Origin of the sequence: Paracraurococcus ruber (genome assembly GCF_004353985.1) — a bacterium.
Lineage (GTDB): Bacteria > Pseudomonadota > Alphaproteobacteria > Acetobacterales > Acetobacteraceae > Paracraurococcus > Paracraurococcus ruber.
On record NZ_SMOA01000043.1, the window covers coordinates 1 to 23,730 of the forward strand.

The 23,730-nt window shown below is 72.0% G+C and carries 22 protein-coding genes; 15 read left to right on the forward strand and 7 right to left on the reverse strand.

All coding sequences use genetic code 11. The features are described 5' to 3' along the window. The first annotated feature begins 142 nt into the window (after positions 1-142). The 6 genes from E2C05_RS10760 (at position 143) to E2C05_RS32925 (ending at position 5,575) form a co-directional block, all read left to right on the forward strand. On the forward strand, positions 143-1,132 hold the full coding sequence (locus E2C05_RS10760; protein ID WP_133219626.1) for a Bug family tripartite tricarboxylate transporter substrate binding protein: 990 nt from the start codon (positions 143-145) through the stop codon (positions 1,130-1,132). An 11-nt stretch (positions 1,133-1,143) separates the two neighbouring features. Further along, complete coding sequence (locus tag E2C05_RS10765) at positions 1,144-2,118, forward strand: tripartite tricarboxylate transporter substrate binding protein (protein WP_158292050.1); 975 nt, start codon at positions 1,144-1,146, stop codon at positions 2,116-2,118. Positions 2,119-2,129: 11 nt separating this feature from the next. Further along, entirely contained in the window at positions 2,130-3,263 is a 1,134-nt protein-coding gene (locus tag E2C05_RS10770) for a zinc-dependent alcohol dehydrogenase family protein (RefSeq protein ID WP_133219628.1), read from the forward strand. A 120-nt stretch (positions 3,264-3,383) separates the two neighbouring features. Further along, entirely contained in the window at positions 3,384-4,367 is a 984-nt protein-coding gene (locus tag E2C05_RS10775; protein ID WP_133219629.1) for an ABC transporter ATP-binding protein, read from the forward strand. Between the two features lie 86 nt (positions 4,368-4,453). Beyond that, the gene (locus tag E2C05_RS10780) at positions 4,454-5,386 is read left to right on the forward strand and encodes an ABC transporter ATP-binding protein (protein ID WP_240046703.1); all 933 of its coding nucleotides are present in this window, start codon (positions 4,454-4,456) and stop codon (positions 5,384-5,386) included. 51 nt (positions 5,387-5,437) lie between these two features. Further along, positions 5,438-5,575 (forward strand): hypothetical protein, encoded by a 138-nt coding sequence (locus tag E2C05_RS32925; protein ID WP_158292051.1) that lies wholly within the window; start codon positions 5,438-5,440, stop codon positions 5,573-5,575. On the opposite strand, the gene E2C05_RS10785 is transcribed toward E2C05_RS32925, so the two are convergent. Together E2C05_RS10785 and E2C05_RS10790 are read right to left on the reverse strand one after the other, a co-directional pair. After that, a complete protein-coding gene (locus tag E2C05_RS10785; RefSeq protein WP_133219630.1) occupies positions 5,559-6,203 on the reverse strand; it encodes an MBL fold metallo-hydrolase in 645 nt (214 codons plus the stop codon). The two genes, E2C05_RS32925 and E2C05_RS10785, sit on opposite strands and share 17 nt — an antisense overlap. A 5-nt stretch (positions 6,204-6,208) precedes the next feature. Further along, entirely contained in the window at positions 6,209-7,735 is a 1,527-nt protein-coding gene (locus tag E2C05_RS10790) for an ABC transporter substrate-binding protein (protein ID WP_133219631.1), read from the reverse strand. A 122-nt stretch (positions 7,736-7,857) separates the two neighbouring features. On the opposite strand from E2C05_RS10790, the gene E2C05_RS10795 reads away from it, so the two are divergent. The 6 genes from E2C05_RS10795 to urtE all read left to right on the forward strand — a co-directional run bounded on the left by E2C05_RS10795 (position 7,858) and on the right by urtE (position 14,581). Continuing rightward, positions 7,858-8,775, forward strand: coding sequence for a DMT family transporter (locus E2C05_RS10795; protein WP_133219632.1), 918 nt, complete (start codon positions 7,858-7,860; stop codon positions 8,773-8,775). 302 nt (positions 8,776-9,077) lie between these two features. Beyond that, positions 9,078-10,322 carry an urea ABC transporter substrate-binding protein gene (urtA, locus tag E2C05_RS10800; RefSeq protein WP_133219633.1) on the forward strand — a complete coding sequence of 415 codons (1,245 nt, stop codon included), beginning with the start codon at positions 9,078-9,080 and terminating at the stop codon, positions 10,320-10,322. Between the two features lie 91 nt (positions 10,323-10,413). Continuing rightward, positions 10,414-11,982 (forward strand): urea ABC transporter permease subunit UrtB, encoded by a 1,569-nt coding sequence (gene urtB, locus E2C05_RS10805; RefSeq protein WP_192912447.1) that lies wholly within the window; start codon positions 10,414-10,416, stop codon positions 11,980-11,982. Beyond that, positions 11,979-13,073, forward strand: a complete 1,095-nt coding sequence (urtC, locus tag E2C05_RS10810) for an urea ABC transporter permease subunit UrtC (protein ID WP_240046704.1) — start codon at positions 11,979-11,981, stop codon at positions 13,071-13,073. The genes urtB and urtC overlap by 4 nt, the downstream gene beginning before the upstream one ends. Next, positions 13,070-13,846 (forward strand): urea ABC transporter ATP-binding protein UrtD, encoded by a 777-nt coding sequence (urtD, locus tag E2C05_RS10815; RefSeq protein ID WP_133219634.1) that lies wholly within the window; start codon positions 13,070-13,072, stop codon positions 13,844-13,846. The genes urtC and urtD overlap by 4 nt, the downstream gene beginning before the upstream one ends. A 42-nt stretch (positions 13,847-13,888) precedes the next feature. Then, on the forward strand, positions 13,889-14,581 hold the full coding sequence (gene urtE / locus E2C05_RS10820) for an urea ABC transporter ATP-binding subunit UrtE (RefSeq protein WP_133219635.1): 693 nt from the start codon (positions 13,889-13,891) through the stop codon (positions 14,579-14,581). Positions 14,582-14,695: 114 nt separating this feature from the next. Here the strand turns inward: urtE and E2C05_RS10825 are convergent, their stop codons facing one another. The 5 genes from E2C05_RS10825 to E2C05_RS32930 form a co-directional block, all read right to left on the reverse strand. Further along, positions 14,696-15,586: an MBL fold metallo-hydrolase gene (locus E2C05_RS10825; RefSeq protein WP_133219636.1), complete on the reverse strand. Its 891-nt coding sequence runs from the start codon at positions 15,584-15,586 to the stop codon at positions 14,696-14,698. A gap of 257 nt (positions 15,587-15,843) precedes the next feature. Continuing rightward, complete coding sequence (locus E2C05_RS10830; protein WP_133219637.1) at positions 15,844-16,380, reverse strand: GNAT family N-acetyltransferase; 537 nt, start codon at positions 16,378-16,380, stop codon at positions 15,844-15,846. Positions 16,381-16,548: 168 nt separating this feature from the next. Further along, a complete protein-coding gene (locus E2C05_RS10835; protein ID WP_133219638.1) occupies positions 16,549-17,754 on the reverse strand; it encodes an amidase in 1,206 nt (401 codons plus the stop codon). 220 nt (positions 17,755-17,974) lie between these two features. Beyond that, positions 17,975-19,345, reverse strand: a complete 1,371-nt coding sequence (locus tag E2C05_RS10840; RefSeq protein ID WP_133219639.1) for an esterase-like activity of phytase family protein — start codon at positions 19,343-19,345, stop codon at positions 17,975-17,977. Between the two features lie 81 nt (positions 19,346-19,426). Continuing rightward, complete coding sequence (locus E2C05_RS32930) at positions 19,427-19,582, reverse strand: hypothetical protein (RefSeq protein WP_158292052.1); 156 nt, start codon at positions 19,580-19,582, stop codon at positions 19,427-19,429. A gap of 230 nt (positions 19,583-19,812) precedes the next feature. Between E2C05_RS32930 and E2C05_RS10845 the strand changes: the two genes are divergently transcribed. The 3 genes from E2C05_RS10845 to E2C05_RS10855 all read left to right on the forward strand — a co-directional run bounded on the left by E2C05_RS10845 (position 19,813) and on the right by E2C05_RS10855 (position 23,629). Continuing rightward, positions 19,813-20,640, forward strand: a complete 828-nt coding sequence (locus E2C05_RS10845; RefSeq protein WP_133219640.1) for a ferredoxin--NADP reductase — start codon at positions 19,813-19,815, stop codon at positions 20,638-20,640. Between the two features lie 165 nt (positions 20,641-20,805). Next, positions 20,806-21,510: a hypothetical protein gene (locus tag E2C05_RS10850; protein WP_133219641.1), complete on the forward strand. Its 705-nt coding sequence runs from the start codon at positions 20,806-20,808 to the stop codon at positions 21,508-21,510. 379 nt (positions 21,511-21,889) lie between these two features. After that, entirely contained in the window at positions 21,890-23,629 is a 1,740-nt protein-coding gene (locus E2C05_RS10855) for an MFS transporter (protein ID WP_192912448.1), read from the forward strand. Positions 23,630-23,730: the final 101 nt, after the last annotated feature.

Genomic DNA, 23,730 nt, shown 5'->3' on the forward strand with positions numbered 1-23,730 from the left:
CCGGCGCCGCCGCCGGATCGTCGCCCCCGGCACGACCCGGCCCGCCGGGCCGGGCCCCCGAGCGGCCTGCGCGTGGAACCGGGCGCGCGCCGCTCCAAGGACAGGGTTCAAGGGGCGGATGGACGCCCCGAGGGAGGACAGGATGCGTTCCGCACCGGGCCAGCCCCGCGTGATGCGCCGCCGCGCGCTGCTGGCGGCCGCGCTGGCGGCACCCGCCCTGGCGCGGGCGGCGGCCTGGCCCGACCGCCCCATCCGCCTCCTGGTCGGCTTCCCGCCCGGCGGCCCCACCGACTTCATCGCCCGCGCCGTGGCGCCGGGGCTGCAGGCCGCCTGGGGCCAGACGGTGGTGATCGAGAATCGCGGTGGCGCCAATGCCACCATCGCCACCGAAGCGGTGGCGCGCGCCGCGCCGGATGGCCACACGCTGCTGCTGGCGGCGAACAACCATGTGATGAACCCGCCGCTCTACGCCGCGCTGCCTTATGACCCGGTGGCGGATTTCGCGCCTGTGCATGCCATCGCCGCCTCGCCCAACATCCTCTGGTGCGGCGCGCAGCAGCCCTGGCGCAGCCTGGAGGAATTGCTGGCGGCGGCCCGCGCGCGGCCGGGCGCGATCGCCTATGCCACCACCGGGATCGGCGGCAACGGCCATTACGGCGGGGAGCTGCTGCAGCGCGCCTGCGGCGTCGCCCTGACGCATGTGCCCTATCGCGGCACCGCACCGGCCATGCAGGACGTGGTGGCGGGCCGCGTGCCGGTCACGGTCGGCACGCTGGTCGGCACCATCGGCGCCTGGCGCAACGGGCAGCTCCGGCCGCTGGCGGTGCTGTCGCCGCAGCGCGCGCCCGAATTGCCGGAGGTGCCGACCACCGCGGAGCTGGGCCGGCCGCTGGTGGATACCGGCGTCTGGTACGGTCTGCTGGCGCCGGCCGCGGTGCCGGCGCCGCTGGTCCGCCGCATGGCCAACGACATGGCAACGCTGCTGCAGACCGAGGCCGTGCGGGAGAGGCTGGCGAGCCAGGCCTCCACCGTGCTGCCGCTGGGGCCGGACGCCTTCGCCGCGCGCATCCGCGACGAGTTGCGCGCCTGGGCCGAGGTGGCGCGCGAGGCCGGGATGAAGGCCGACGGATGAGGGAGAAGGTGATGCCCGTCGCCAGGATGCACGTCACCCGGCGCGGCCTGGCCGCGCTGGCCGCCCTCCCGCTCGCGGCCCGCGCCCAGCCGGCCTGGCCCGACCGGCCGATCCGGCTGATCGTCGGCTTCCCCCCCGGCGGCCCCACCGATTTCGCCGCCCGCATCCTGCAGGACCCGCTGCAGCAGGCCTGGGGCCAGCCCCTGGTGATCGAGAACCGGCCGGGCGCCAGCCAGGTGATCGCCGCCGAGGCGGTCGCGAAATCGCCGCCCGACGGCTACACGCTGTTCCTCTGCACCAGCAACCTCACCACCAACCCCGCCGTCTTCACCCGCCTGCCCTACGACACGGAACGGGACTTCACCCCGATCGTCATCGTCTATTCCTCCCCCACCGTGCTGTTCACCGGCCCGGACCAGCCCTTCCGCACGGTGCGGGAGGTGGTGGAGGCGGCGAAGCGCCGGCCCGGCATGGCCGCCAGCACCTCGGGCGTCGCTACCTCCGGCCACTTCGCGACCGAGATGTTCATGCGGCAGGCGGGGATCGAGCTGACGCATATCCCCTATCGCGGCGCCCCGCCGGCGCTGCAGGACGTGGTGGGCGGGCGGGTGCCGATCACCTTCAGCACGCTGTCGGGCGCCATGCCGCTGGCCCGCGACGGCAAGCTGCGGCCGCTGGCCATCGCCGCGCCGCGGCGCAGCCCGGCCTTCCCGGATGTGCCGACCATCGCAGAGGCCGGCTTCCCGATCCGCGACACCTCCCCCTGGTACAGCCTGGTGGCGCCGGCCGGCCTGCCGCTGCCGATCCGCGACCGCATCGCCGCCGATGTGCAGGGCCTGCTGCGGCGGCCCGACTTCGTCCGCCGGATCGAGGAGCAGGGCGGCATCGTCGAGGGCGACGGCCCCGCCGAATTCGCCGCCCGCATCCCGCGCGAGATCGCCATCAACACCGAGGTCGCGCGCCTCGCCAATATCCGCATCGAATAGGACCGCACCGCATGCGCATGCAGGCCGCCATCATGTTCGAACAGGGCAAGCCCCGCCCCTATGCGCAGTCGCAGGCGCTGGTGATCGAGGAGGTGGAGCTGGACGGCCCCGGCCCGGGGGAGGTGCTGATCGAGGTGGCGGCGGCCGGGCTCTGCCATTCCGACCTCTCGGCCATCGAGGGCATCCGGCCGCGGCCGCTGCCCGTCGTCATCGGGCATGAGGGCGCCGGGATCGTGCGGGAGGTGGGGCAGGGCGTCACCGACCTGGCGCCGGGCGACCATGTGATCACGGTCTTCGTCGCGTCCTGCGGGGTGTGCCGCAACTGCGTGCGCGGAAGGCCGAACATCTGCAACGCCGGCAATGCGGCGCGGGCGGCGGGCACGCTGCTCTCGGGCGCGAAGCGCATCCGCCGGCTGAACGGGGACGCGATCAACCACGGCAGCGGCCTCTCGCTCTTCGCGCAATATGCCGTGGTCGGCCGGCGCTCGGCGGTGAAGATCGCCAGGGACGTGCCGCTGGAGGATGCGGCGATCTTCGGCTGCGCGGTGATGACCGGCGCCGGCGCGGTGCTGAACACCGCGCGGATGCAGGCGGGCGACACCATCGCCGTGGTCGGCCTGGGCGGCGTCGGGATGAACGCGCTCTTCGCCGCGGTGGCGGGCGGGGCGGAGCGGATCATCGCGGTGGATGCCAACCCGGAGAAGCTCGGCCTCGCCCGGCAATGGGGCGCGACGGACACCTTCCTGGCGACCGAGGCCGATGTGGTCGAGCAGGTGAAGGACGCCACCGGCGGCGGCGTGGACACGGTGATCGAGACGGCGGGCAACATCCGGGCGATGGAGCTCGCCTATGCCATCACCGCCCGCGGCGGCAGCGTGGTCAGCGCCGGGCTGCCGGCGCAGGGCGCCAATTTCTCCTACATGCATGCCGGCCTCGTCTCGGACGAGAAGAGCATCCTCGGCAGCTACATGGGGTCCTGCATCGCGGAGCGGGACATCCCGCGCTTCCTCGGCCTCTATCGCCGCGGCAAGCTGCCGGTGGGGTCGCTGAAGAGCGGCTTCCTGCCCCTGTCGGAGATCAATGCCGGCTTCGACCGGCTGGCCGAGGGCAATGTCCTGCGCCAGGTGCTGCGGCCGAACCTGTAGAAGGCATCCTCCCGCCGCGGGGCGGTTGCGCGATGCCGGCAGGACGGCCAAGGTCGGCCTCCGCCGCATGACGACACCGCCCCCCGCCCTGCCCGCCCCCACCCCGCCGCGGCGCCGCGCATGAGCGCGCCGCTGCTCGAGGTCGAGGAGCTGCGCGTCGCCTTCGGCGACACCGCCGCCGTGCGCGGCGCCTCCTTCACGGTCGCGCGCGGGGAGACGCATTGCGTCGTCGGCGAGAGCGGCTGCGGCAAGTCGGTCTCCGCCCTGGCGGTGATGGGGCTGCTGGCGCGCGGCGGGCGGCGCGCCGCCGGGCGCCTCGCCTTCGACGGCCAGGACCTGCTGGCCCTGCCGGAACGCGCCATGGCCCGGCTGCGCGGCGACCGGGTGGCGATGATCTTCCAGGAGCCGATGACCAGCCTGAACCCGGCCTATACCGTCGGGTCGCAGATGGCGGAGGTGTTCACCCGCCACCGCGGCGGCAGCCGCCGCGCCGCGCTGGACCGGGCGGCGGGGCTGCTGGCGAAGGTGGGCATCACCGCCCCGGGCATGCGGCTGGGGCAGTTCCCGCACCAATTGTCGGGCGGGCTGCGGCAGCGCGTGATGATCGCCATGGCGCTGATGTGCGACCCCGAATTGCTGATCGCCGACGAGCCGACCACTGCCCTCGACGTGACGGTGCAGGCGCAGATCCTGCGGCTGCTGGCGGAATTGCAGCGGGAGCTTGGCCTGGCGATCCTGCTGATCACCCATGACCTCGGCATCGTCGCCCGCGTCGCGCACAAGGTGAGCGTCATGTATGCGGGTGAGGTGGTGGAGAGCGGGCCGACCCCGGCGCTCTTCGCCGCGCCGTCCCACCCCTACACCCGCGGGCTGCTGGGCTGCGTGCCGGTGCCCGGCAAGGTGCGGCGGGACGAGGCGCTGGGCAGCATCCCCGGCGTGGTGCCGCGCATCCGGCCGGGCTTCCAGGGCTGCGGCTTCCGCGACCGCTGCGCCCATGCCGCGCCGGCCTGCGAGGGCGCGGTGCCGCGGCAGCAGGCGGCGGGCGGGCATGCCTATCTCTGCCGCCTGCCGCCGGGCTGGGCCGAGGCGGAGCGCGCGGCGTGACCGCACCCGATGACCGGGGGGCCGAAGGGCCCGGAGGCCTGGATCGGCCGCGCCGGGATACCACGCCCGCGATCGAGGTCCGCGAGTTGCGCAAGACCTTCCGCATCCGCGGCGGCCTGCTGGGGCAGGACCGGCAGGTGGTGGCGGTGGACGATGTCTCCTTCGCCGTGCCGACCGGCGGCGTGCTGGGGGTGGTGGGGGAGAGCGGCTGCGGCAAGTCCACCCTGGCGCGGCTCATCCTCGGCCTGCTGCCGCCGACCAGCGGCGACGTGCTGGTGGAAGGCCAGCGGCTCTCGGCCATGGACCGGCGGGCGCGGGCGCGGCTGATCCAGCCGGTCTTCCAGGACCCCTTCGCCTCGCTCAACCCGCGCCGACGGATCCGCGACATCGTGGCGATGCCGCTGGTGGCGCAGGGCGGGATCCCCGCGCGGCAGGTGCGCGACCGCGTGCAGGAGATGCTGGCGCGCGTCGGCCTGACGGCGGAACAGGGGGAGCGCTTCCCGGCGCAGCTTTCCGGCGGCCAGCGGCAGCGCGTCGCCATCGCCCGCGCCCTGGTGCTGCGGCCGCGCATCGTCATCTGCGACGAGCCGACCAGCGCGCTCGACGTCTCGGTGCAGGCGCAGATCCTGAACCTGCTGGCGGAGCTGCGGCGGGAGCTGAACCTCACCTACCTCTTCATCAGCCACAACCTGGCGGTGGTGGAGCATGTGGCGAGCGAGGTGGCGGTCATGTATCTCGGCCGCATCGTCGAGCGGGCGGAGGCCGACGCGCTGTTCCGCGCCCCGCGCCACCCCTACACCCGCGCGCTGCTGGCCAGCGTGCTGACGCCGGAACCGGGCCTGGGCGTGCCGGATGTCGGGCTGGGGGACACGCTGCCCGACCCCGCCAACATCCCGCCCGGCTGCCGCTTCCATCCCCGCTGCCCGGTGGCGGAGCCGCGCTGCGCGCGGCAGGCGCCGCGGCCGGTGGACGGGGCGGAATGCCTGCTGCTGGAAGCGGAGCAGCGCCCCGCCGCGTGAACCGCCGGGCGCGCCGCGCTTTGCCACCGCGCAATCCCGGAGGTTCCGCCGATGTGGGTCCTGCTGCTGGCCGCCCTGGCCGTGCTGCTGCTGGTCGTGCTCGACCGCAGGGAGTTCTTCAGCGTCTTCCCCGCCCGCCGGGCCGAACTGGCTGCCCGGCGTCGGGATCGCGTCAGGCCCCCCGGATGAACGGGTTGGTCCGGCGTTCCTGCCCGAAATTCGACCCCGGGCCATGGCCGCAGAGGAAGGCGATGTCGTCGCCCAGCGGCAGCAGCTTGGTCCTGATGGCCTCGATCAGCGCCTCCGGGTCGCCATAGGGGAAGTCGGTCCGCCCGACCGAGCCCTGGAAGAGCACATCGCCGACGATGGCGATGCGCAGCGTGGCATTCACAAACACGACGTGCCCCGGCGTGTGCCCCGGGCAATGCAGCACGGCGAAATCCTCGGCGCCGATGCGGATCGTCTCGCCTTCCGTCAGCCAGCGGTCGGGCGTGACGTTGCGGCATGCGAAGCCGAAGCGGGCGCCCTGCTCCTCCAGCCCCTCCAGCAGGAAGCGGTCGCGCTCGTCCGGGCCGATGATGGGCGGGCGGCCCGGCAGCGCCTCCTGCAAGGCGGCCGCGCCGCCGGCATGGTCAAGATGGCCATGGGTCAGCAGGATGCTGGCGACCGTCATCTTGAGTTCGCCCACGGCGTGCAGGATGCGCTCCGGCTCGCCGCCCGGGTCCACCACCACGCCCTCGCCCGTCGCCTCCTCCCACCACAGGGAGCAGTTCTGCTGGAAGGGGGTGACCGGGACGATCGCTGCCTTCAGGCCCATGCGCGCTATTTCCACTTCGCCAGGTAGAAGCGCGGCAACTCGTCGCGGTACGCCTTGAAGTCAAGCTGCCGGCTGTAGCCGTAGATCGTCACGTAGGTGTGCAGCGGCAGCCAGTAGGCATTCTCGGTCGCCCGCCTGATGGCGGCGCTGTAGGCGCGCTTGCGCACCGCCTCGTCATTGCTCGACCCGCCCTCGGCGACCAGCGCCTGCATCTCCGGGTCGCGGGTGTAGTCGTCGCCGCCGCCGCCGAACATCACCGGCAGCACCGCCGAGACGTCGTTGATCGAATAGCTGCCCCAGCTTCCCAGGTAGAGCGGGTTCCGCCCTTCCCAGGCGCGCTGCACCGCGGCCGCGACCTGGATCTGGCTGACGCGGGCGCGGATGCCGACCGCGCCCAGGTAGTTCTGCACCGCCGCGGTCCATTGCGGCAGCACGTAGCTCACCATCTCCGTCTCGAAGCCGTTGGGGAAGCCGGCCTCGGCCAGCAGCGCCTTCGCCCTGGCGGGATCGTAGGGATAGAGCGTGGCTGCGCCGGCATCGCAGCCGAACTGGCTGGGGTAGCAGGGCGCCGGCGGCACGCGCGACCCGCCGGTGATCAGGCGGTTGGCGATCGTCTCCCGGTCGATGGCGTGCCAGATCGCCTGGCGCACCTTCAGGTTGGTCAGCGGATTTCCCGCGCCGCTGCGGCCGGCAGCGTCGATCGAGAGATAGCCGATCCGCATGCTCTCCTGCCGCACCGCCTGGACGGTCGGCAGGCGGTTGATCTGCTCGAACTGGTCGGGGTTGACGTTCCAGATCCAGTCGGCGCGGCCGGACAGCAATTCCGTCATTTCCGTGGTGGCGTCGGGGACGAAGCGCACGGAGAGGCGGCGGATCGCCGGGCGGCCCTTCGGGCTGCCCTGCCAGTAATTCTCGTAGCGCTCGTATTCCACCGCCGCGCCGGCGTCGAAGCGGGTGATGCGGTAGGGCCCGGCGCCGACCGGGGCGCGGGCATAGCCATCCGCCCCGACGCGCTGGCGATAGGCGGCGGGGTAGATCGGGATGACGAGCGCGAAGTATTCCAGCGCCGCCGGCGTCGGCTGCTTCAGGGTGACCCGCACCTTGAAGTCGTCCAGCTTCTCGCAGCCGGCGATCCAGTTGGTGTTGCTGGGCGTCGCCACCCGGCTGTCGGCGCTGCTGACCAGGTTCAGCGTGTAGACCACGTCATCGGCGGTGAAGGCGCTGCCGTCATGGAAGGTGACGCCGCGGCGGAGCGTGAACTCGATCTGCTTCGGGTCCAGCCAGCGCCATTCGGTCGCCAGCAGCGGCTTCAACTCAAAGCTGTCGGGGTCGCGGTGGACCAGCGTGTCCCAGGCCTGGTGCGCCTGCACCAGCCCGGTGCGGAGCGAGTTGTAGTAGGGATCGATGTTCGGCAGGGCGAAGCGGTCCACGATGCGCAGCGTGTCCTGCGCCTTCTGCGCCGCCGCGTCGTGCATCAGCGCCGGCGCGGCCAGCGCGCCCGCCCCGGCCAGCAGAATCCCGCGTCGCCGCATCGCATCCCTCCCCGCATCCCTGGCGGACGGTACGGGGGGCGAACACCCCCGGCAAGCCGCCCCGGACCCCGCCTGCGGTCGGGCGGCTGGACCGGGCCGGGCGGCGGACGCAGGCTGGCGCCATGCCAGATCCAGGCCGGGCCGAGTCCGGCGGCGCCCTGCCGCCGGGCGCCGTCGCCGTCATCCTCCTCCTCTCCGCCCTCTGGGGCCTCAACATGGTGGCGGTGAAGCTCGCCAGCGCCGGCATGCCGCCGGTGCTGCAGGCGGGGCTGCGCTCGGTGCTCGCGGCGCTGCTCGTGCCGCTGCTCTGCCGGCCGCTCGGCATGCGCTTCGGCGCCTGGCGGCAGCCGGGCGTGCTCTGGGCCGGGATCGCCGCAGGCGTCATCTTCGCGCTGGAATTCATCCTGCTGTTCATCGGCATCGGGCTGACCACCGCCTCGCGCGGCGTCGTCTTCCTCTATGGCGCGCCCTTCTGGGTGGCGCTGGGCACGCATTGGCTGGTGCCGGGGGACCGGCTGACGCGGGCCAAGGCGCTCGGCCTCGGCATCGCCTTCGGCGGGCTGCTGCTGGCCTTCGCCGACGGGCTGCGGGCGCCGGCGGGGCCGGATGCGCTGCGGGGCGACCTGCTCTGCCTGGCGGGCGGTGCGCTCTGGGCGGCGACGACGGTGCTGGTCAAGGCATCGCCGCTGCGGCATGCCGCGCCGGCCTTCGTGCTGCAGGTGCAACTGGTGGTCTCGGCGCCGCTGCTGCTGCTGGCCTCGCCGCTGCTGGGGGAGGCCTGGCGCATCGACCCGCAGCCGCTCGCCATCGGCGCCTTCCTGTACCAGGCCGCCATCGTGGCCGGGGCGAGCTACCTCGCCTGGTTCTGGCTGGTGTCGCGCCATTCCGCCTCCCGCCTCGCGGCCTTCTCCGTCCTCACGCCCGTCTTCGGCGTGCTGGCGGGCGCGCTGCTGCTGGGGGAGCGGCTGGGGACCGGCTTCCTGCTGGCGGTGGTGCTGGTCGCCATCGGCCTGTGGCTGGTGAACCGGCCGGCGCGATAGGGCGCGCCCTGCCCCGGGGCCGGCGCAACCGGCGCCGTGGCGCCCGAAAGCCGGTCGGCCGCCGAATCCCCCTTCGCCAGGCTGGGTTATTCCGGCCCTGCTTCGGTCGGGGGCGGCGGCGCGCCCGTTCCGCGGCGCCATGCACGGAATTTGGGCAGGCGATGCCGATGGCGGGACGCGCGCCCCGCCCGGCGGCTGGCATGCATCTCGCTTTCCCCCTCCCGCGCCCGAGAGCCATCCTCCGACCGCGGGGAGTGGAGCGTCGCGCGCCGGCAAGGCTTCCAAGGGGAACGACAGCCTCCATGACCAGCAAGAGCTTCACCTTCACGCGCCGGGCCGCGCTGACGGGCCTCGGCGCCGCGCTCGCCACCCCCGCCCTCCGTCCCGCCTTCGGCCAGGGCGCCCCGATCAAGGTCGGCGTGCTGCACTCGCTCTCCGGCACCATGGCGATCTCCGAGACCGCGCTGCGCGACACCGTCCTGATGATGGTGGAATGGGCCAACAGCCGCGGCGGCGTGCTCGGCCGCCGGCTGGAAGCGGTGGTGGTGGACCCGGCCTCCAACTGGCCGCTCTTCGCCGAGAAGGCGCGCGAGCTGCTGCAGGTCCACAAGGTGGACGTGACCTTCGGCTGCTGGACCTCGGTCTCCCGCAAGTCGGTGCTGCCGGTGTTCGAGGAGCTGAACGGCATGCTCTTCTACCCCGTGCAGTACGAGGGCGAGGAGGAGAGCAAGAACATCTTCTACACCGGCGCCGCGCCGAACCAGCAGGCGATCCCGGCGGTCGAGTACCTGATGTCGAAGGACGGCGGCGAGGCGAAGCGGATCGCGCTGCTGGGCACCGACTACGTCTATCCGCGCACCACCAACCGCATCCTGCGCGGCTTCCTGAACTCCAAGGGCATCGGCAATGCCGACATCATGGAGGAATACACGCCCTTCGGGCACAGCGACTGGCAGGGCATCGTCGCCCGGGTGAAGCGCTTCGCGTCCGAGGGCAAGAAGACCGCGATCGTGTCCACCATCAACGGCGACGCGAACGTGCCCTTCTACCGGGAGCTGGGCAACCAGGGCATCAAGGCCGAGGACATCCCCTGCGTCGCCTTCAGCGTCGGCGAGGAGGAGCTGGCCGGGATCGACACCCGGCCGCTGGTCGGCCACCTGGCCGCCTGGAACTACTTCATGTCCATCAAGGGCGCGCCGAACGAGGAGTTCGTGAAGCTCTGGCAGGCCTACATCAAGAACCCGAAGCGCGTCACCAACGACCCGATGGAGGCCACCTATACCGGCTTCCGCATGTGGACGCAGGCCGTCGCCAAGGCCGGCACCACCGCGGTGGACGCGGTGCGCGGGGCGATGATCGGCCAGAAGCTCATGGCCCCCTGCGGCTATGAGGAGGAGATGCTGGCGAACCACCACCTGTCGAAGCCGGTCTTCATCGGCGAGGTGCAGGCGGATGGCCAGTTCAACATCGTCTGGAAGACCCCGGATGCGGTGAAAGCGGAAAACTGGTCGCAGTTCATCCCCGAGAACGCGAACCGCCGCCGGTAGGCCTTTTCCAGGGCGGCGCCGGGGCAGCCCGGCGCCGCCCGTCCCGTGCCGGCGCCGCCCGATATCCGAAGGCCCGCATTCAAAGGCCCGCATGACCCGTTTCATTCTCCGCATTTCCCTGCTGCTGCTGCTGGCCCTGCCGGCGCGGGCGCAGGACGCCTTCACCGCCGCCCTGCCCGGCCTGGCCGGCGGCTTCGGCGACATCGCCGCATCGGTCGAGCGGCTGGGCGCCAGCGGCGACCCGCGCGCCCTGCCGCTGCTGCGGGCGCTGCAGGAGGGACGGCTGCAGAAGGCCGGAGATGGCCGCATCCTGCTGCCCGACGGCGCGCGCCTGCTGGACGCCGCCACCGGGCAGCCGGCCGAGGCGGCGGGCGCCGAGGCGGTGCGGCTGAACAACCGCGTCCGCCAGGCGCTGCGCGGCGCGCTCGGGCGGCTGCAGCTTGTCTCGCCCGACCCTGCCGAGCGCCTGGCCGCCGCCGAGGCGGTGTTCCGCAGCCGCAGCGCCGAGAACATCCCGCTGCTGCAGGCGGCGCTGGCGCGGGAGACGGTGCCGCGCATCCGCACCCAGATGGAACTGGCGCTCGCCGCCTCGCAACTGGTCGGGAGCGACGCGGAGGCGAAGCGGGACGCGGTGGCGCGGCTCGGCGCCTCCGGCTCGGTCGAGGCGCGGGCGGTGCTGATCGAGGCGCGCAACGCCAATCCGGAGATGGCGACCGCCATCGAGGTCTCCATCGCCACCATCGAACGGGCGCTGGCCATCCGCCGGGCGGCGGAGACCCTGTTCCAGGGCCTCTCGCTCGGCTCCGTGCTGCTGCTCGCCGCGCTCGGGCTCGCCATCACCTTCGGCGTCATGGGCGTCATCAACATGGCGCATGGCGAGTTCGTCATGCTCGGCGCCTATGCCACCTTCGTGGTGCAGGAAGCCTGCCGCGGCATCCCCTGGCTGGCGCCCTGGTCCCTGGTGCTGTCCGTGCCGGCCGCCTTCCTGGTGACGGCGGCCTGCGGCGCGCTGCTGGAACGCGGGCTGATCCGCCACCTCTATGGCCGGCCGCTCGAGACCCTGCTGATGACCTTCGGCGTCGGCATGATCCTGCAGCAGGCGGTGCGGCTGGCCTTCGGCGCGCAGAACCGGGAGGTGCTGAGCCCGCCCTGGATGCAGGGCACCATCCTGCTGCCGGGCGACATCGCCGTCACCCAGAACCGGCTCTGGATCATCGTCTTCGGGCTGATCGTGCTGGGCCTGGTCTTCGCCGCCATCCGCCTGACGCGCTTCGGGCTCGAGATGCGGGCGGTGGTGCAGAACCGCCGCATCGCGGCCACCATGGGCATCCGCACCGGCCGCGTCGATGCCATGACCTTCGCCTTCGGATCGGGCCTCGCCGGCATGGCGGGGGTGGCGCTGTCGCAGATCGACAATGTCTCGCCGAACCTCGGCACCGGCTACATCATCGACAGCTTCATGGTGGTGGTGTTCGGCGGCGTCGGATCGCTGGCCGGGACGCTGGTGGGCGCCATGAGCCTGGGCGTCGTGAACAAGCTGCTGGAACCCTATGCCGGCGCGGTGCTGGCCAAGGTCTTCGTGCTGGTCGCCATCATGCTGTTCATCCAGCGCCGGCCGAAGGGCCTGTTCGCGCTGAAGGGAAGGGCCGCCGAGTCGTGAGCGCCAGCATCGCCTCCCCCGCGCCGGCCGGCGCGGCGCGCCTGACCATCCGGCTGGTGCTGATCGGCGCCGTGCTGGTCCTGGCGCTGCTGCCGCTGCTGAACCGGCTGCCGCCCGACAGCGCGCTGTACGTGTCCGACTTCATCGTCAGCATCACCGGCAAGTGGATCACCTACGCCATCCTGGCGCTGGCGATCGACCTGGCCTGGGGCTATGCCGGCATCCTCTCGCTCGGCCACGGCGCCTTCTTCGCCCTCGGCGGCTATGCCATGGGCATGCACCTGATGCGGCTGATCGGGCCGCGCGGCGTCTACGGCCACCCGACCCTGCCGGACTTCATGGTGTTCCTCGGCTACAAGGAACTGCCCTGGTACTGGCTGGGCTTCGACCATTTCCCCTTCATGGTGCTGATGGCGATGGCGGTGCCCGGGATGCTGGCGCTGGTCGTCGGCTACCTCGCCTTCCGCAGCCGCATCACCGGCGTCTACCTCTCCATCATCACGCAGGCGATGACCTATGCGCTGATGCTGGCCTTCTTCCGCAACGACATGGGCTTCGGCGGCAACAACGGCTTCACCGACTTCAAGGAGCTGCTGGGCATGCCGCTGAACACGGATGCGGCGCGGGCGGCGCTGTTCTACGCCTCCCTCGCCCTTCTGGTGGTCGCCTTCCTGGTCTGCACCCGCATCACGCAGTCGAAGCTCGGCCGCGTGCTGGTGGCGATCCGGGATGCCGAAAGCCGGGTGCGCTTCCTCGGCTACGACGTCACGCAGCACAAGCTGTTCGTCTTCGTCCTCTCGGCCGTGCTGGCGGGGCTGGCCGGCGCGCTCTACGTGCCGCAGGTCGGCATCATCAATCCCGGCGAGTTCAGCCCGGGCAACTCGATCGAGGCCGTCATCTGGGTGGCGGTCGGCGGCCGCGGGACGCTGGTCGGCGCGGTGCTCGGCGCCTTCTCGGTCAATGCGTTGAAGACCTGGCTGACCACGGTGGCGCCCGATCTCTGGCTCTTCGCCCTGGGCGGGCTGTTCGTCGCCGTCACCCTCTTCCTGCCGCGCGGCCTGATCGGCCTGTTCTCGAAGGCACCGAAATGAGCGACGAGATCAGCCCGCCCCTCGGCCAGGGCAAGGCCGCCAAGCCGGTCCTCTACCTCGACGGCGTATCGGTGGTGTTCGACGGCTTCCGGGCGCTGAACAACCTGTCCCTGGTGGTCGATCCGGGGGAGCTGCGCGCCATCATCGGCCCGAACGGCGCCGGCAAGACGACCATGATGGATGTCATCACCGGCAAGACGCGGCCGACCGCCGGCGTGGTCCGCTTCCGCGACCATGACCTGACCAAGCTGGACGAGGCAACCATCGCCAACCTGGGCATCGGGCGGAAATTCCAGAAGCCGACGATGTTCGACGCGCTGACGGTGTTCGAGAACCTCGAGCTTGCGCTGAAGGCGCCGCGCGGCCCCTTCGCCTGCCTGCGCTGGGCGCTGACCGGGGAGGCGCGGCGGCGGATCGAGGCGGTGATGGAGGAGGTCGGCCTGTCCGCCCGCGCCCAGGACCGCGCCGGGGTGCTGAGCCATGGCCAGCGGCAATGGCTGGAGATCGGGATGCTGCTGATGCAGGACCCCGAATTGCTGCTGGTGGACGAACCCGTCGCCGGCATGACCGACCAGGAGACGGAGCACACCGCCGCCCTGCTGGTCCGCATCGCCGGGCGGCGCAGCGTGGTGGTGGTGGAGCACGACCTGGAATTCGTCCGCGCGCTGGGCAGCAAGGTGACGGTGCTGTGCGAGGGCAGCACGCTGTCCGAGGGCAGCATTGACCATGTGCAGAACGACCCGCGGGTCATCGAAGTCTATCTGGGGCGCTGAGGCGCGACGGCCCGGCCCGATCCGCCGACAAGGACTTTTCCCATGCTGCGCGTGGAATCCATCGACCTCTCCTACGGCGCGTCACGCTGCCTGCGCAGCGTCAGCGTCGAGGCCAATCCGGGCCAGATCACCTGCGTGCTGGGCCGCAACGGCGTCGGCAAGTCCAGCCTGATGCGGGCGATCGTGGGGCTGGAACGCATCCAGGGCGGGAAGATCCTGTGGGAAGGGAAGGATGTCTCCGCCCTGGCGCCGGCCGACCGCGCCCGCGCCGGCATCGGCTATGTCCCGCAGGGCCGCGAGATCTTCCCCTTCCTGACGGTGCAGGAGAACCTGGAGACCGCGCTGGCCGCGGCGCCGCGCGGCAGCAAGGTGCCGGAGGAAGTGTTCACCCTGTTTCCCATCCTGAAGCAGTTCCTGCGGCGGCGGGGCGGCGACCTCTCGGGCGGGCAGCAGCAGCAGCTTGCCATCGCGCGTGCCCTGACGGCGCGGCCGCGGCTGCTGATCCTCGACGAGCCGACCGAGGGCATCCAGCCCAGCGTGATCAAGGACATCGCCCGCGTCATCCGCCTGCTGGCGCGGGAGAAGAACTTCGCGGTGGTGCTGGTGGAGCAGTACTACGAATTCGCCCGCGAGCTGGCCGACCGCATCGCGGTGATGGTGCGCGGCGAGGTGGCGCTCGGCGGCCCGATCGGCGAACTGGACGACGAGTCGGTGCGTCGCCTTCTGACGGTCTGAAGACCCGAGGTCTCCAAAGGCCCTTCGGCCGACGCGGGTCCCAGGGACGATGCGGCGCATCGTCCCTGGAGTCCCCGTGGTGGAGGGGGGGTCGAGGGGGGCAAAGCCCCCGCGTCAGCCGGCGGCGAGCGCCCCCTTCAGGACCACCGGTATCCGCATGTACCGCACGCCGTTGGCTTCCGCCGGCGGAAACCGCCCCGCCCGCATGTTCACCTGGATGGAGGGCAGCAGCAGCGCCGGCGCGGAGAGCTTGGCGTCGCGCGCCTGGCGCAGCGCGACGAACTCCGCCTCGGTCACGCCGTCGCGCAGATGCGGGTTGCGCGCCCGCTGCTCGGCGACCGTGCTTTCCCAGGCGAAGTGGTCGCGGCCGGGCGCCTTGTAGTCGTGGCAGGTGAACAGCCGCGTCTCCGGTGGCAGGGCCAGGATCTTCTGGATGCTGCGCCACAGCGCGCCGGCATCGCCGCCGGGGAAGTCGCAGCGCGCCGTGCCGTAGTCGGGCATGAACAGCGTGTCGCCGACGAAGGCGCAGCCGGGCATCAGGTAGGCGACGCAGGCCGGCGTATGGCCGGGCACATGCAGCACCCGGACCGGCAGGCTGCCGAGCAGGAACTCGGCGCCATCGGCAAACAGCGCGTCGAAATCGCCGCCCTCGGGCAGCAGGTCCTCGGCGCCGAAGACCGGGCGGAAGATCTGCTGCACCTGACGGATCCGGTCGCCGATGCCGATGCGACCGCCCGCCTTCGCCTTGATGTAGGGCGACGCCGTCAGGTGGTCGGCATGCACATGGGTCTCCAGCACCCAGTCCAGCCGCAGCCCTTCCGCCGCCAGGGCCGCCAGCACGGCGTCGGCGTTGCGCGTCTCCGCCTCGCCGCTGCGGTTGTCCCAGTCGAGCACGGGGTCGATCACCGCGGCGGCGCGCGTCGCCTCGTCCCAGACCAGATAGGTGACGGTGTTGGTGGCCTCGTCGAAGAAGGCCCGGATCGCCGGGCCAGGCGCCTCGCCCATCGAACCCTCCAGGGTTTCGGGACAGCTTGCCGAAGGGCCAGCCGGCGGGCATTCGAAATGCGACACGGCGCCGGCTGCGTGAACCCGCCGGTTGCGGCGCCGAATGCCCCCGCGGCACCGTGCTTCGGGCCGGGCCCGCGCCGTCAAAGGGGGGAATTGCCGCGCCCGTCGGGATGGGGGCCGGCCGCCCCGTCACCCTGGCGCCTGCCCGCCCCCGAGGCCGGTCGCGGCTGCCGCCATCCCGGGACGAGCCCGGATCAGCCGGGCACGTCGCGGTCGCCGGGGCCCATGCTGCGCTGCATGAAGACCACGTCCAGCCAGCGGCCGAATTTCACGCCGGCCGCCTTCAGCACGCCGGCGCGCTGGAAGCCCAGCGACAGGTGCAGGCCGATGGAACCGACATTGTCGCTGTCGCCGATCACCGCCAGCATCTGGCGGAAGCCGGCCGCCTCGGCGCGCTGCAGCAGGGCGGCGACCAGGTGCTTGCCCACGCCCATGCCGCGCACGTCGTCGCGGACATAGACGCTGTTCTCGGCGCAGAAGCGGTAGGCGGAGCGGGCGCGGAACTGGGCGTAGTAGGCATAGCCGATCAGCCCCGCTTCCTCCCCCGGCAACCCCTGGCCTTCCGCCACCAGCCAGGCCCAGCCCTTCCCCTGCACCTCGGCGACGCGGCCGCGCATCTCGGCCTCGGTCGGCGGCACCTCCTCGAAGGTGCCGGTGCCATGCAGGACATGGTGGGCATAGATGGCGGTGATCGCCGGCAGGTCGGCCGGCACGGCGTCGCGGATCAGCATCTCGTCTTCCCTGCCCCTTGCCCCCTTACCGGTGGGCGCAGGGGGCGGCAAGGCACGCGGCCGGGACGCCGCGGCGGCGGGACAGGCTCGGCACCGCCGCAGGCGGGCCGCGGCGCCAGGCCGCGGCGTCCTCCGGGACGGGGCCGAAGGGCGCCCTTCCGCCAGGGCTCACGCGCCGATGCCCAGCGCCTCCGCCAGCCGCACCGCCAGCGCCAGCAGGGCGCGGTCCCGCCCCGGCGCGGCGACCAGGGAAAGCCCGACCGGCGCGCCCTCCGCGCGGCCGGCGGGGATGCTCACCTCCGGCAGGCCGGCCAGGCCGGCGATGGCGGTGACGCCCATGGTCATCTCCCGCACCAGGTTCTGCTCCGCCTGGCTGGCGGACAGCTTCGGCGCCGGCGCCGGGCTGGTCGGGTAGGCCAGCACCGCGCCCCCGGCCAGCAGCGCCCGCATCCGCGCCTGGAAGACGCGGCGGAAGGCCCGGCCGGCAGCGGCCTTGGCCGGGTCCATGGTCCGCGCGGCCTCGAAGCGTTCCCGCACGCCGGGGCCGAATTCCGGGTTGGTGGCGGCCACCCAGCTTCCGAGCGTGGCCCAGGCTTCCTCCGCCTGGGCGCAGCGGAAATGCTCGTAGAGAGCGCCGAGCCCCTCCGGCGCCAGCCCGACCGGCAGGGCGGCGCCGAGCAGGCCCTGCAGCGCCTCCATCGCGCCGCCGAGCGCCAGGCCGGTGCCGGGCAGCACGTTCACCCAGGGCTCCTCCGGCTTGAGGAGCGGGCCGAGCGGGGCGCCGGGGGGCGAATCCTCGGGCAGCAGCACGCCGCCGACCCGTTCCAGCACGCCGGCGCTGCCGGCGAACCAGCCGGGCGTGTCGAAGCTGGGGCCGAGGCCGCAGGCACCGGCCAGGCTGATGGCGCCCCAGCTCGGCCGGATGCCGAAGGTGCCGCAATAGCTGGCCGGGATGCGGACGGACCCCCCAGTATCCGACCCCATGGCGAAATCCACCAGCCCGGCGGCGACCGCGGCGGCCGAGCCGCAGGAGGAGCCGCCGGGGAAGCGGTCCGGCGCCGCCGGGTTGGTCGGCGTGCCGTGCCAGACATTCTCGCCCGTCAGGCCATAGGCCAGCTCGACCGTCTTCGTCTTGCCGCGCAGATGCCCGCCGGCCTGCAGCAGCGCCTGCACCACCGGCGCGGTGGCGGCGGCGACGGGATGGGTGCGGGCCCAGTCCGGATTGCCATAGGTCGTTGGCCAGCCCGCCAGGTCGTAGAGATCCTTGATGGCGAAGCCGAGGCCGGCGAGCGGCCCCTCGGCCGCCCCGCGCTGCTCGGCGCGCGGGCCGGGGACGAAGGCGCCGACGAGGTCGGGGGCAAGGGTGTCGTTCATGGCCGGCCGGGCATCCTGCGGAAAACGATGACGGCGACAGGATGTGGCGAAACCGGCATGGCCGACAATGCCGCCTGCCGCGGCGGTTCGATGCGCGCCCCCCGATGCCCGCGCGCCGATGCATGCCCCCGATGCCGGTCCCGCCGGACGACGGCCGGATAGGCGGTCCCGCGCGCGGGCCGCCGCGGCCGAGCCACCACCCGGCCGCGGCGTTGCTGGGTCAGCGGGCGCGCAGCAGGTCGGCCACGCGGAGCAGGATGAACTCGTTGTCGTCGGCACGGGTCAGGTGGCGGCCGGCGCTGAAGGGCAGGTTGTTGTCATTCGCCACGATGATGTGGTCGGCATCCACCACCGCGACATTCTCGATGGTGAAGAAGGGGAAGGCGAAGCGGTCGCGCGCGACGCCCTCGCCCAGGTCGCCGCGCTGCCGCGCCAGCCCCTCGGGGTCGCGGATCGCCATCAGGTCGACATGGCCGATCTTGCGCACGAAGCCCTCGGCATCGGTCGCCGCCAGGTCGACGACGTAGATGCGCTTCAGCCGCGCGACATTCGGGAAGCAGGACGGCGGCTGCTGGCCGGTGGCGCAGGCGCGGGACGGGTCGCCCTCGCCGTCGTCGCGCTCGATGACCAGGGCGCGGCGCTCATCCACCATGTTGAAGTCGCCGATCGAGGTCGCCCCCTGCTCCAGCCGGTACCTCATGTGCCGGCCGGTCCACTCGCCGCGGGCGGTGTCGAGTTCGAGGATGCGAAGGGCGTTGCCCTCCGGCTGGCCATTCGCCTGCAGCAGCGGCTTCTCCAGCAGGGCGTAGAGCCGGCTGCCATCGGGCGACAGCGCCATGCCTTCGTAGCCGCCGCTGCGCTGGGCGCGGAAGGCGACCGGCTGGGTGGGATTGGCCGGGATCTGCAGCGCGGGGTTGTCGGGGCTGCGGATCTCCTCGCCGTCCAGCCGGGTGGCGAGGACCTTCTGCACCCGGCCTTCCAGGTCCACCTTGAAGACGAAGGGGCCGAACTCGTCGCCGATCCAGAAGCCGTCGGCGACCGGCTGGATGCTCTCCAGGTCGAAATCGGCGCCGGTCAGGTAGCGGATGGGCGAGGGATCGGTGACGATCGGGAAGGGCACGGCCCGGTCGGGGTCGGAGAGGAAGATCGTCCGCTCGATCGCCACGGTGCCGGCGCGGAAGTCGGGCCGGACCTTGTGCAGCATCAGCAGGGCGTCGGCGCTGTTGCGCCTGTTGCCGAAGCCGTTGTCGGTCAGCACCCAGTAGGCGCCCGGCTCGCCGGCCACCGGCTTGATGCCGGAGAAGCCCTGCACCGGCTGGCCGCGGAAGGGCAGCGACAGGCCGGTCGGCCGGCGGCCATGGATGGCGCCGGTATCGCCCGGCTGGCTGCCCACCTGCTCGTTCCGCAGGTTGCCGGGGCCGGTGAAGCGGCCGGAGACGGCGAAGCCCGGCGGCGCATCGGCCGGCGGCGGGACGAAGCTGGCGGCCGGCAGGATGGCGTGGCCGGCCAGCACCGCCTCGAATCGCTGGTCGGCCCGGGCCTGGCCGGCCACCGCGGCGACCAGGCCGGCGGCAAGCAGCAATGCGCGCATGGAATGAACCCCCTGTCAGGTTTCCGGGGGCTTTACCCAGTCGGCGTTGCAGCCGCGTGGCAGCGGCGTGACGGTCCCGCGTCAGCCGAGGTCGAGCAGGACGGTCTTGGTCGCCAGGGCCACCAGCGCGGCGGACACCGCGGCGGCCGAGATGCCGCGCGACTCCATCAGCGCATAGGCGCCGCCGCCGAGGATGAGCGCCCAGGCCACGACCTCGGTGAGTTCCATGACGGGCATTGTTCTGCCTCCCTAAGGGGTGGGTGCGGGGCAGGACCGGGGCGGCCTGCGGCCGCGCGAAGCTGTCCCAGAAGCTGTCCCACAGGCAATCTAGGGACCATGCATGGTCCATGGAAGGGAAAACCGCGGCGCCACCATGGCGGTGAATGTCCGGCGCTTGCGCCGGCGCAAGGCAGGGATGCGGTGGTTCCTGTTGCGCTGCGCCGCACCAACCCGCATCTAGGCTGGCCATGGACGCCCTGCCCCTCGCCCCCCAGTCCCAAGCCGTGGCGAAGCCCGCCATCCCGCCCGCCTTCTTCGGCGAGACGGTGACCTGGGTCCACCACTGGACCGAGAGTCAATTCTCCTTCCGCTGCACCCGCGACCCGGCGCTGCGCTTCGTCGCCGGGCAATTCGCCATGATCGGGCTGGTGGTGGACGGCAAGCCGCTGGTCCGGGCCTATTCCATGGTCAGCCCGCCCTGGGACGAGGAACTGGAATTCCTCTCCATCAAGGTGGCGAACGGCCCCCTCACCTCCCGCCTGCAGCACATCAAGGTCGGCGACACGGTGCTGATCGGGAAGAAGCCGACCGGCACCCTGTTGACCGAGAACCTGCTGCCGGGCCGCACGCTCTGGATGGTCTCGACCGGCACCGGCCTCGCCCCCTTCATGTCGCTGATCCGCGAGCCCGATGTGTACGAGAAGTACGAGCGGGTGGTGCTGATGCATGGCGTGCGGGAGGTGAAGGAACTCGCCTATCACGACTACATCGAGCGGGAGCTGCCGGAGCACGAGTTCCTCGGCGAGATGCTGCGCGGCAAGCTGCTCTACTACCCCAGCGTGACGCGGGAGGCGTTCCGGACCCAGGGGCGGGTGACCACCCTGCTCGAATCCGGGCAGGTCTGCCGCGACCTCGGCCTCGCCGCGCTGTCGCCGGAGCAGGACCGGGTGATGCTCTGCGGGTCGGAGGCGATGAATGCCGATGTGAAGGCGCTGCTGGAAGCGCGCGGCTTCACCGAGGGATCGAACAGCGAACCCGGCACCTACGTGCTCGAGAAGGCCTTCGTCACGAAGTAACCAGCCCGGTCCCGACGCCTTGCCATGGCCGGCCGGTCGCGGCATGCCGGCGCCGGCCAGGGCGCGCCTGACCGCATGCGCGCAAGAAAGGGTTGAACTTTCCGGCGCCATAATGTGGCAGCGGGGCCGGTCTGGTCGCTACCCGCGGCGAGGGGTGGCTGAGCGATGGATGCGATCCTGCGCGACAGCGCGGCGAGATGCCTGGCGGATGCGGTGGCCAGCGGCCAGCCGATCGGCCCGCTGCCGCCCCTGGCCATGCCCCGCAGCATGCTGGACGGCCAGCGGATCGCCGCCCGGGTGCTGGACATGCTCGACCTGCCGGCCTGCGGCCTGCGGCTCGGCCCGCCGGCCAACGGCAAGCCGGTGCCGGGGCCGGTGCTGGAAGGCCGCGTCCTGCCCTCCGGCAGCACCATCAGCATGACGGATCTGCGGCATGCGCGGGCGAGCGCGGCGATCGTCGGCATCCTGGCGGAGGACCTGCCCCGCCGCGGCGACGAGATGCCGGTCTTCGCCACCCTGCACCCGGCCATCGATGTCGGCAGCTGGCGGCTGCAGGACCCGCCTTCCACCGGGGCGCTGGCGGCGGCCGACCTGGCCGGGCTGGGCTACATCGCCATCGGCAAGGGCAAGCGCGGCGCGCCGACCCGGCTGCGCGTGGCGCTGGCGCCGGCCGGCACCTGGCGGCGGGGGGAGGAGATGGACCTGGAGGCGCCGATCCTGGCGGTGGCGATGGCGGCGCGGCGGGCCGGCGGCCTGCCGGCGGGGGCGATGCTGGTCGCCCCCATCGGCCCGGCGGTGGACCCCGCCCCCGGCCTGGAACTGCATGCCGCGCTCGGCCGGCTCGGTCGGGCAGAGCTGCATTTCGCCTGACCCGCAGCCAGGCATCCCGCGTCGTGGGTGTCGTGCAGGTTAAAAACAATTTATTCATCTTCGTGGCGACTGACAGGGCTGCGTGGCGCCGCTGCCCAGGGACCGGCCGACCGCCTGCACTCAACCCATGGTGAAGACACGCGCCCGCCCCTGGCGGAAAACCCCAGCGCGGCGCTCAACCATGAAGATTGATGACACGCCTGTCATCTGACGCCCCGCAACCGCAGCCCGGCCGCGATTGACCGCCCGGGGGCGTTCTGATTGGAACGGAATGCTGCGGCCGGCCCTGCCATGCGCGTGCCGCGGCCTGGCCAGGATGGCGGCGACAGGCGGCAGGGCGCGGCACCCACCGGTACAAGACTGTCAACAGGGGCGAGGAATGGCCAGCCAGACGGCGATCCCGAAATCAGATACCGAGGTGCGTCCGATGACGCGCGAGGAGCGGAAGGTCATCACCGCCTCCTCCCTCGGCACCGTGTTCGAGTGGTACGACTTCTATCTCTTCGGCTCGCTTGCGGCCGTCATCGGGGCGAATTTCTTCAACCCGCTCGACGCCAACGGCCAGCCGATGTTCAACGAGGCGACGCGCAACATCTTCGCGCTGCTGGCCTTCGCCGCGGGCTTCCTGGTGCGCCCCTTCGGCGCCCTGGTCTTCGGCCGGCTGGGCGACCTGGTCGGGCGGAAATACACCTTCCTCGTCACCATCCTGATCATGGGCGCCTCCACCTTCGTGGTCGGCATCCTCCCCACCTCGGCCGATATCGGCATCGCCGCGGCGGTCATCCTCATCATACTGCGCATGCTGCAGGGCCTGGCGCTGGGCGGGGAATACGGCGGCGCCGCGACCTATGTGGCGGAACACGCGCCGCATGGCCGGCGCGGCTTCTACACCAGCTTCATCCAGATCACCGCGACGGCCGGCCTGTTCCTGTCGCTGCTGGTCATCCTGTTCACCCAGCTTGCGGTCGGGCCGGACAACTTCCGCGCCTGGGGCTGGCGCATCCCCTTCCTCGTCTCCATCGTCCTGCTCGGCATCTCCGTCTGGATCCGCATGCAGATGGAGGAGAGCCCGGCCTTCAAGAAGATGAAGGCGGAAGGCACGCATTCGAAGGCGCCGATCTCCGAGGCCTTCGGCCAGTGGAAGAACGCCAAGATCGCGATCTTCGCGCTGCTCGGCCTCGTCGCCGGCCAGGCGGTGGTCTGGTACACGGGCCAGTTCTACGCGCTGTTCTTCCTGGGCAACGTGCTGAAGGTGGACCCCTTCACCACCAACATGCTGATCGCCTGGTCGCTGCTGCTGGGCTCGGGCGGCTTCGTGTTCTTCGGCTGGCTGTCGGACAGGATCGGCCGCAAGCCGATCATCCTGGGCGGCTGCCTGCTGGCGGCGCTGACCTACTTCCCGCTCTTCAAGCTCATGAGCGCGGAGGCGAACCCGGCGCTGCACAAGGCGCATAGCGAGATCTCGGTGCAGGTCGTCACCGACAAGTCCACCTGCTCCTTCCAGTTCAACCCGACCGGCACGGCGCGCTTCACCCAGCCCTGCGACATCGCCAAGGCGGCGCTGGCCAGGGCTTCGGTCAACTACTCGGTCGTGGACCGTCCGGGCGCGACGGCGGCGGTGGTGATCCAGAACGGCACGCCGATCCCGGCCGACAGCCGGACCTTCGCGGCCGATCTGGGCCGGGCGCTGACGGCGGCGGGCTATCCTTCCGCCCAGAACACGTCGGTGGTGAAGATGGCGACCCCGGTCGACATCTTCCGCGAGCAGCCGGCGGTGCTGATCGGCATCCTGACCGTGCTGGTGATCTACGTCACCATGGTCTACGGCCCGATCGCGGCGGCGCTGGTGGAGCTGTTCCCGACGCGGATCCGCTACACCTCCATGTCGCTGCCCTACCACATCGGCAATGGCTGGTTCGGCGGCCTGCTGCCGGCGACGAGCTTCGCCATGATCGCGCAGACCGGCGACGTGTATTTCGGGCTCTGGTATCCGATCTGCATCGCGCTGGCGACCGTGGTCATCGGCCTGTTCTTCGTGCCGGAGACCAAGGACCGCGACATCTTCGCGGCCGATGGGCCGGAGACGCCGCAGGCAAGGCCGGCCAGCGCCAGCGTGTGACGAACGGGTAAAGCGAGTTTGGGGAGGGAAAAGTGCTCCCTCCCCAAGCCCCACCCTTCCTTTCCGAGAGTCGGCTGGCGCCGCGCGGCGGCTCCCGGCTC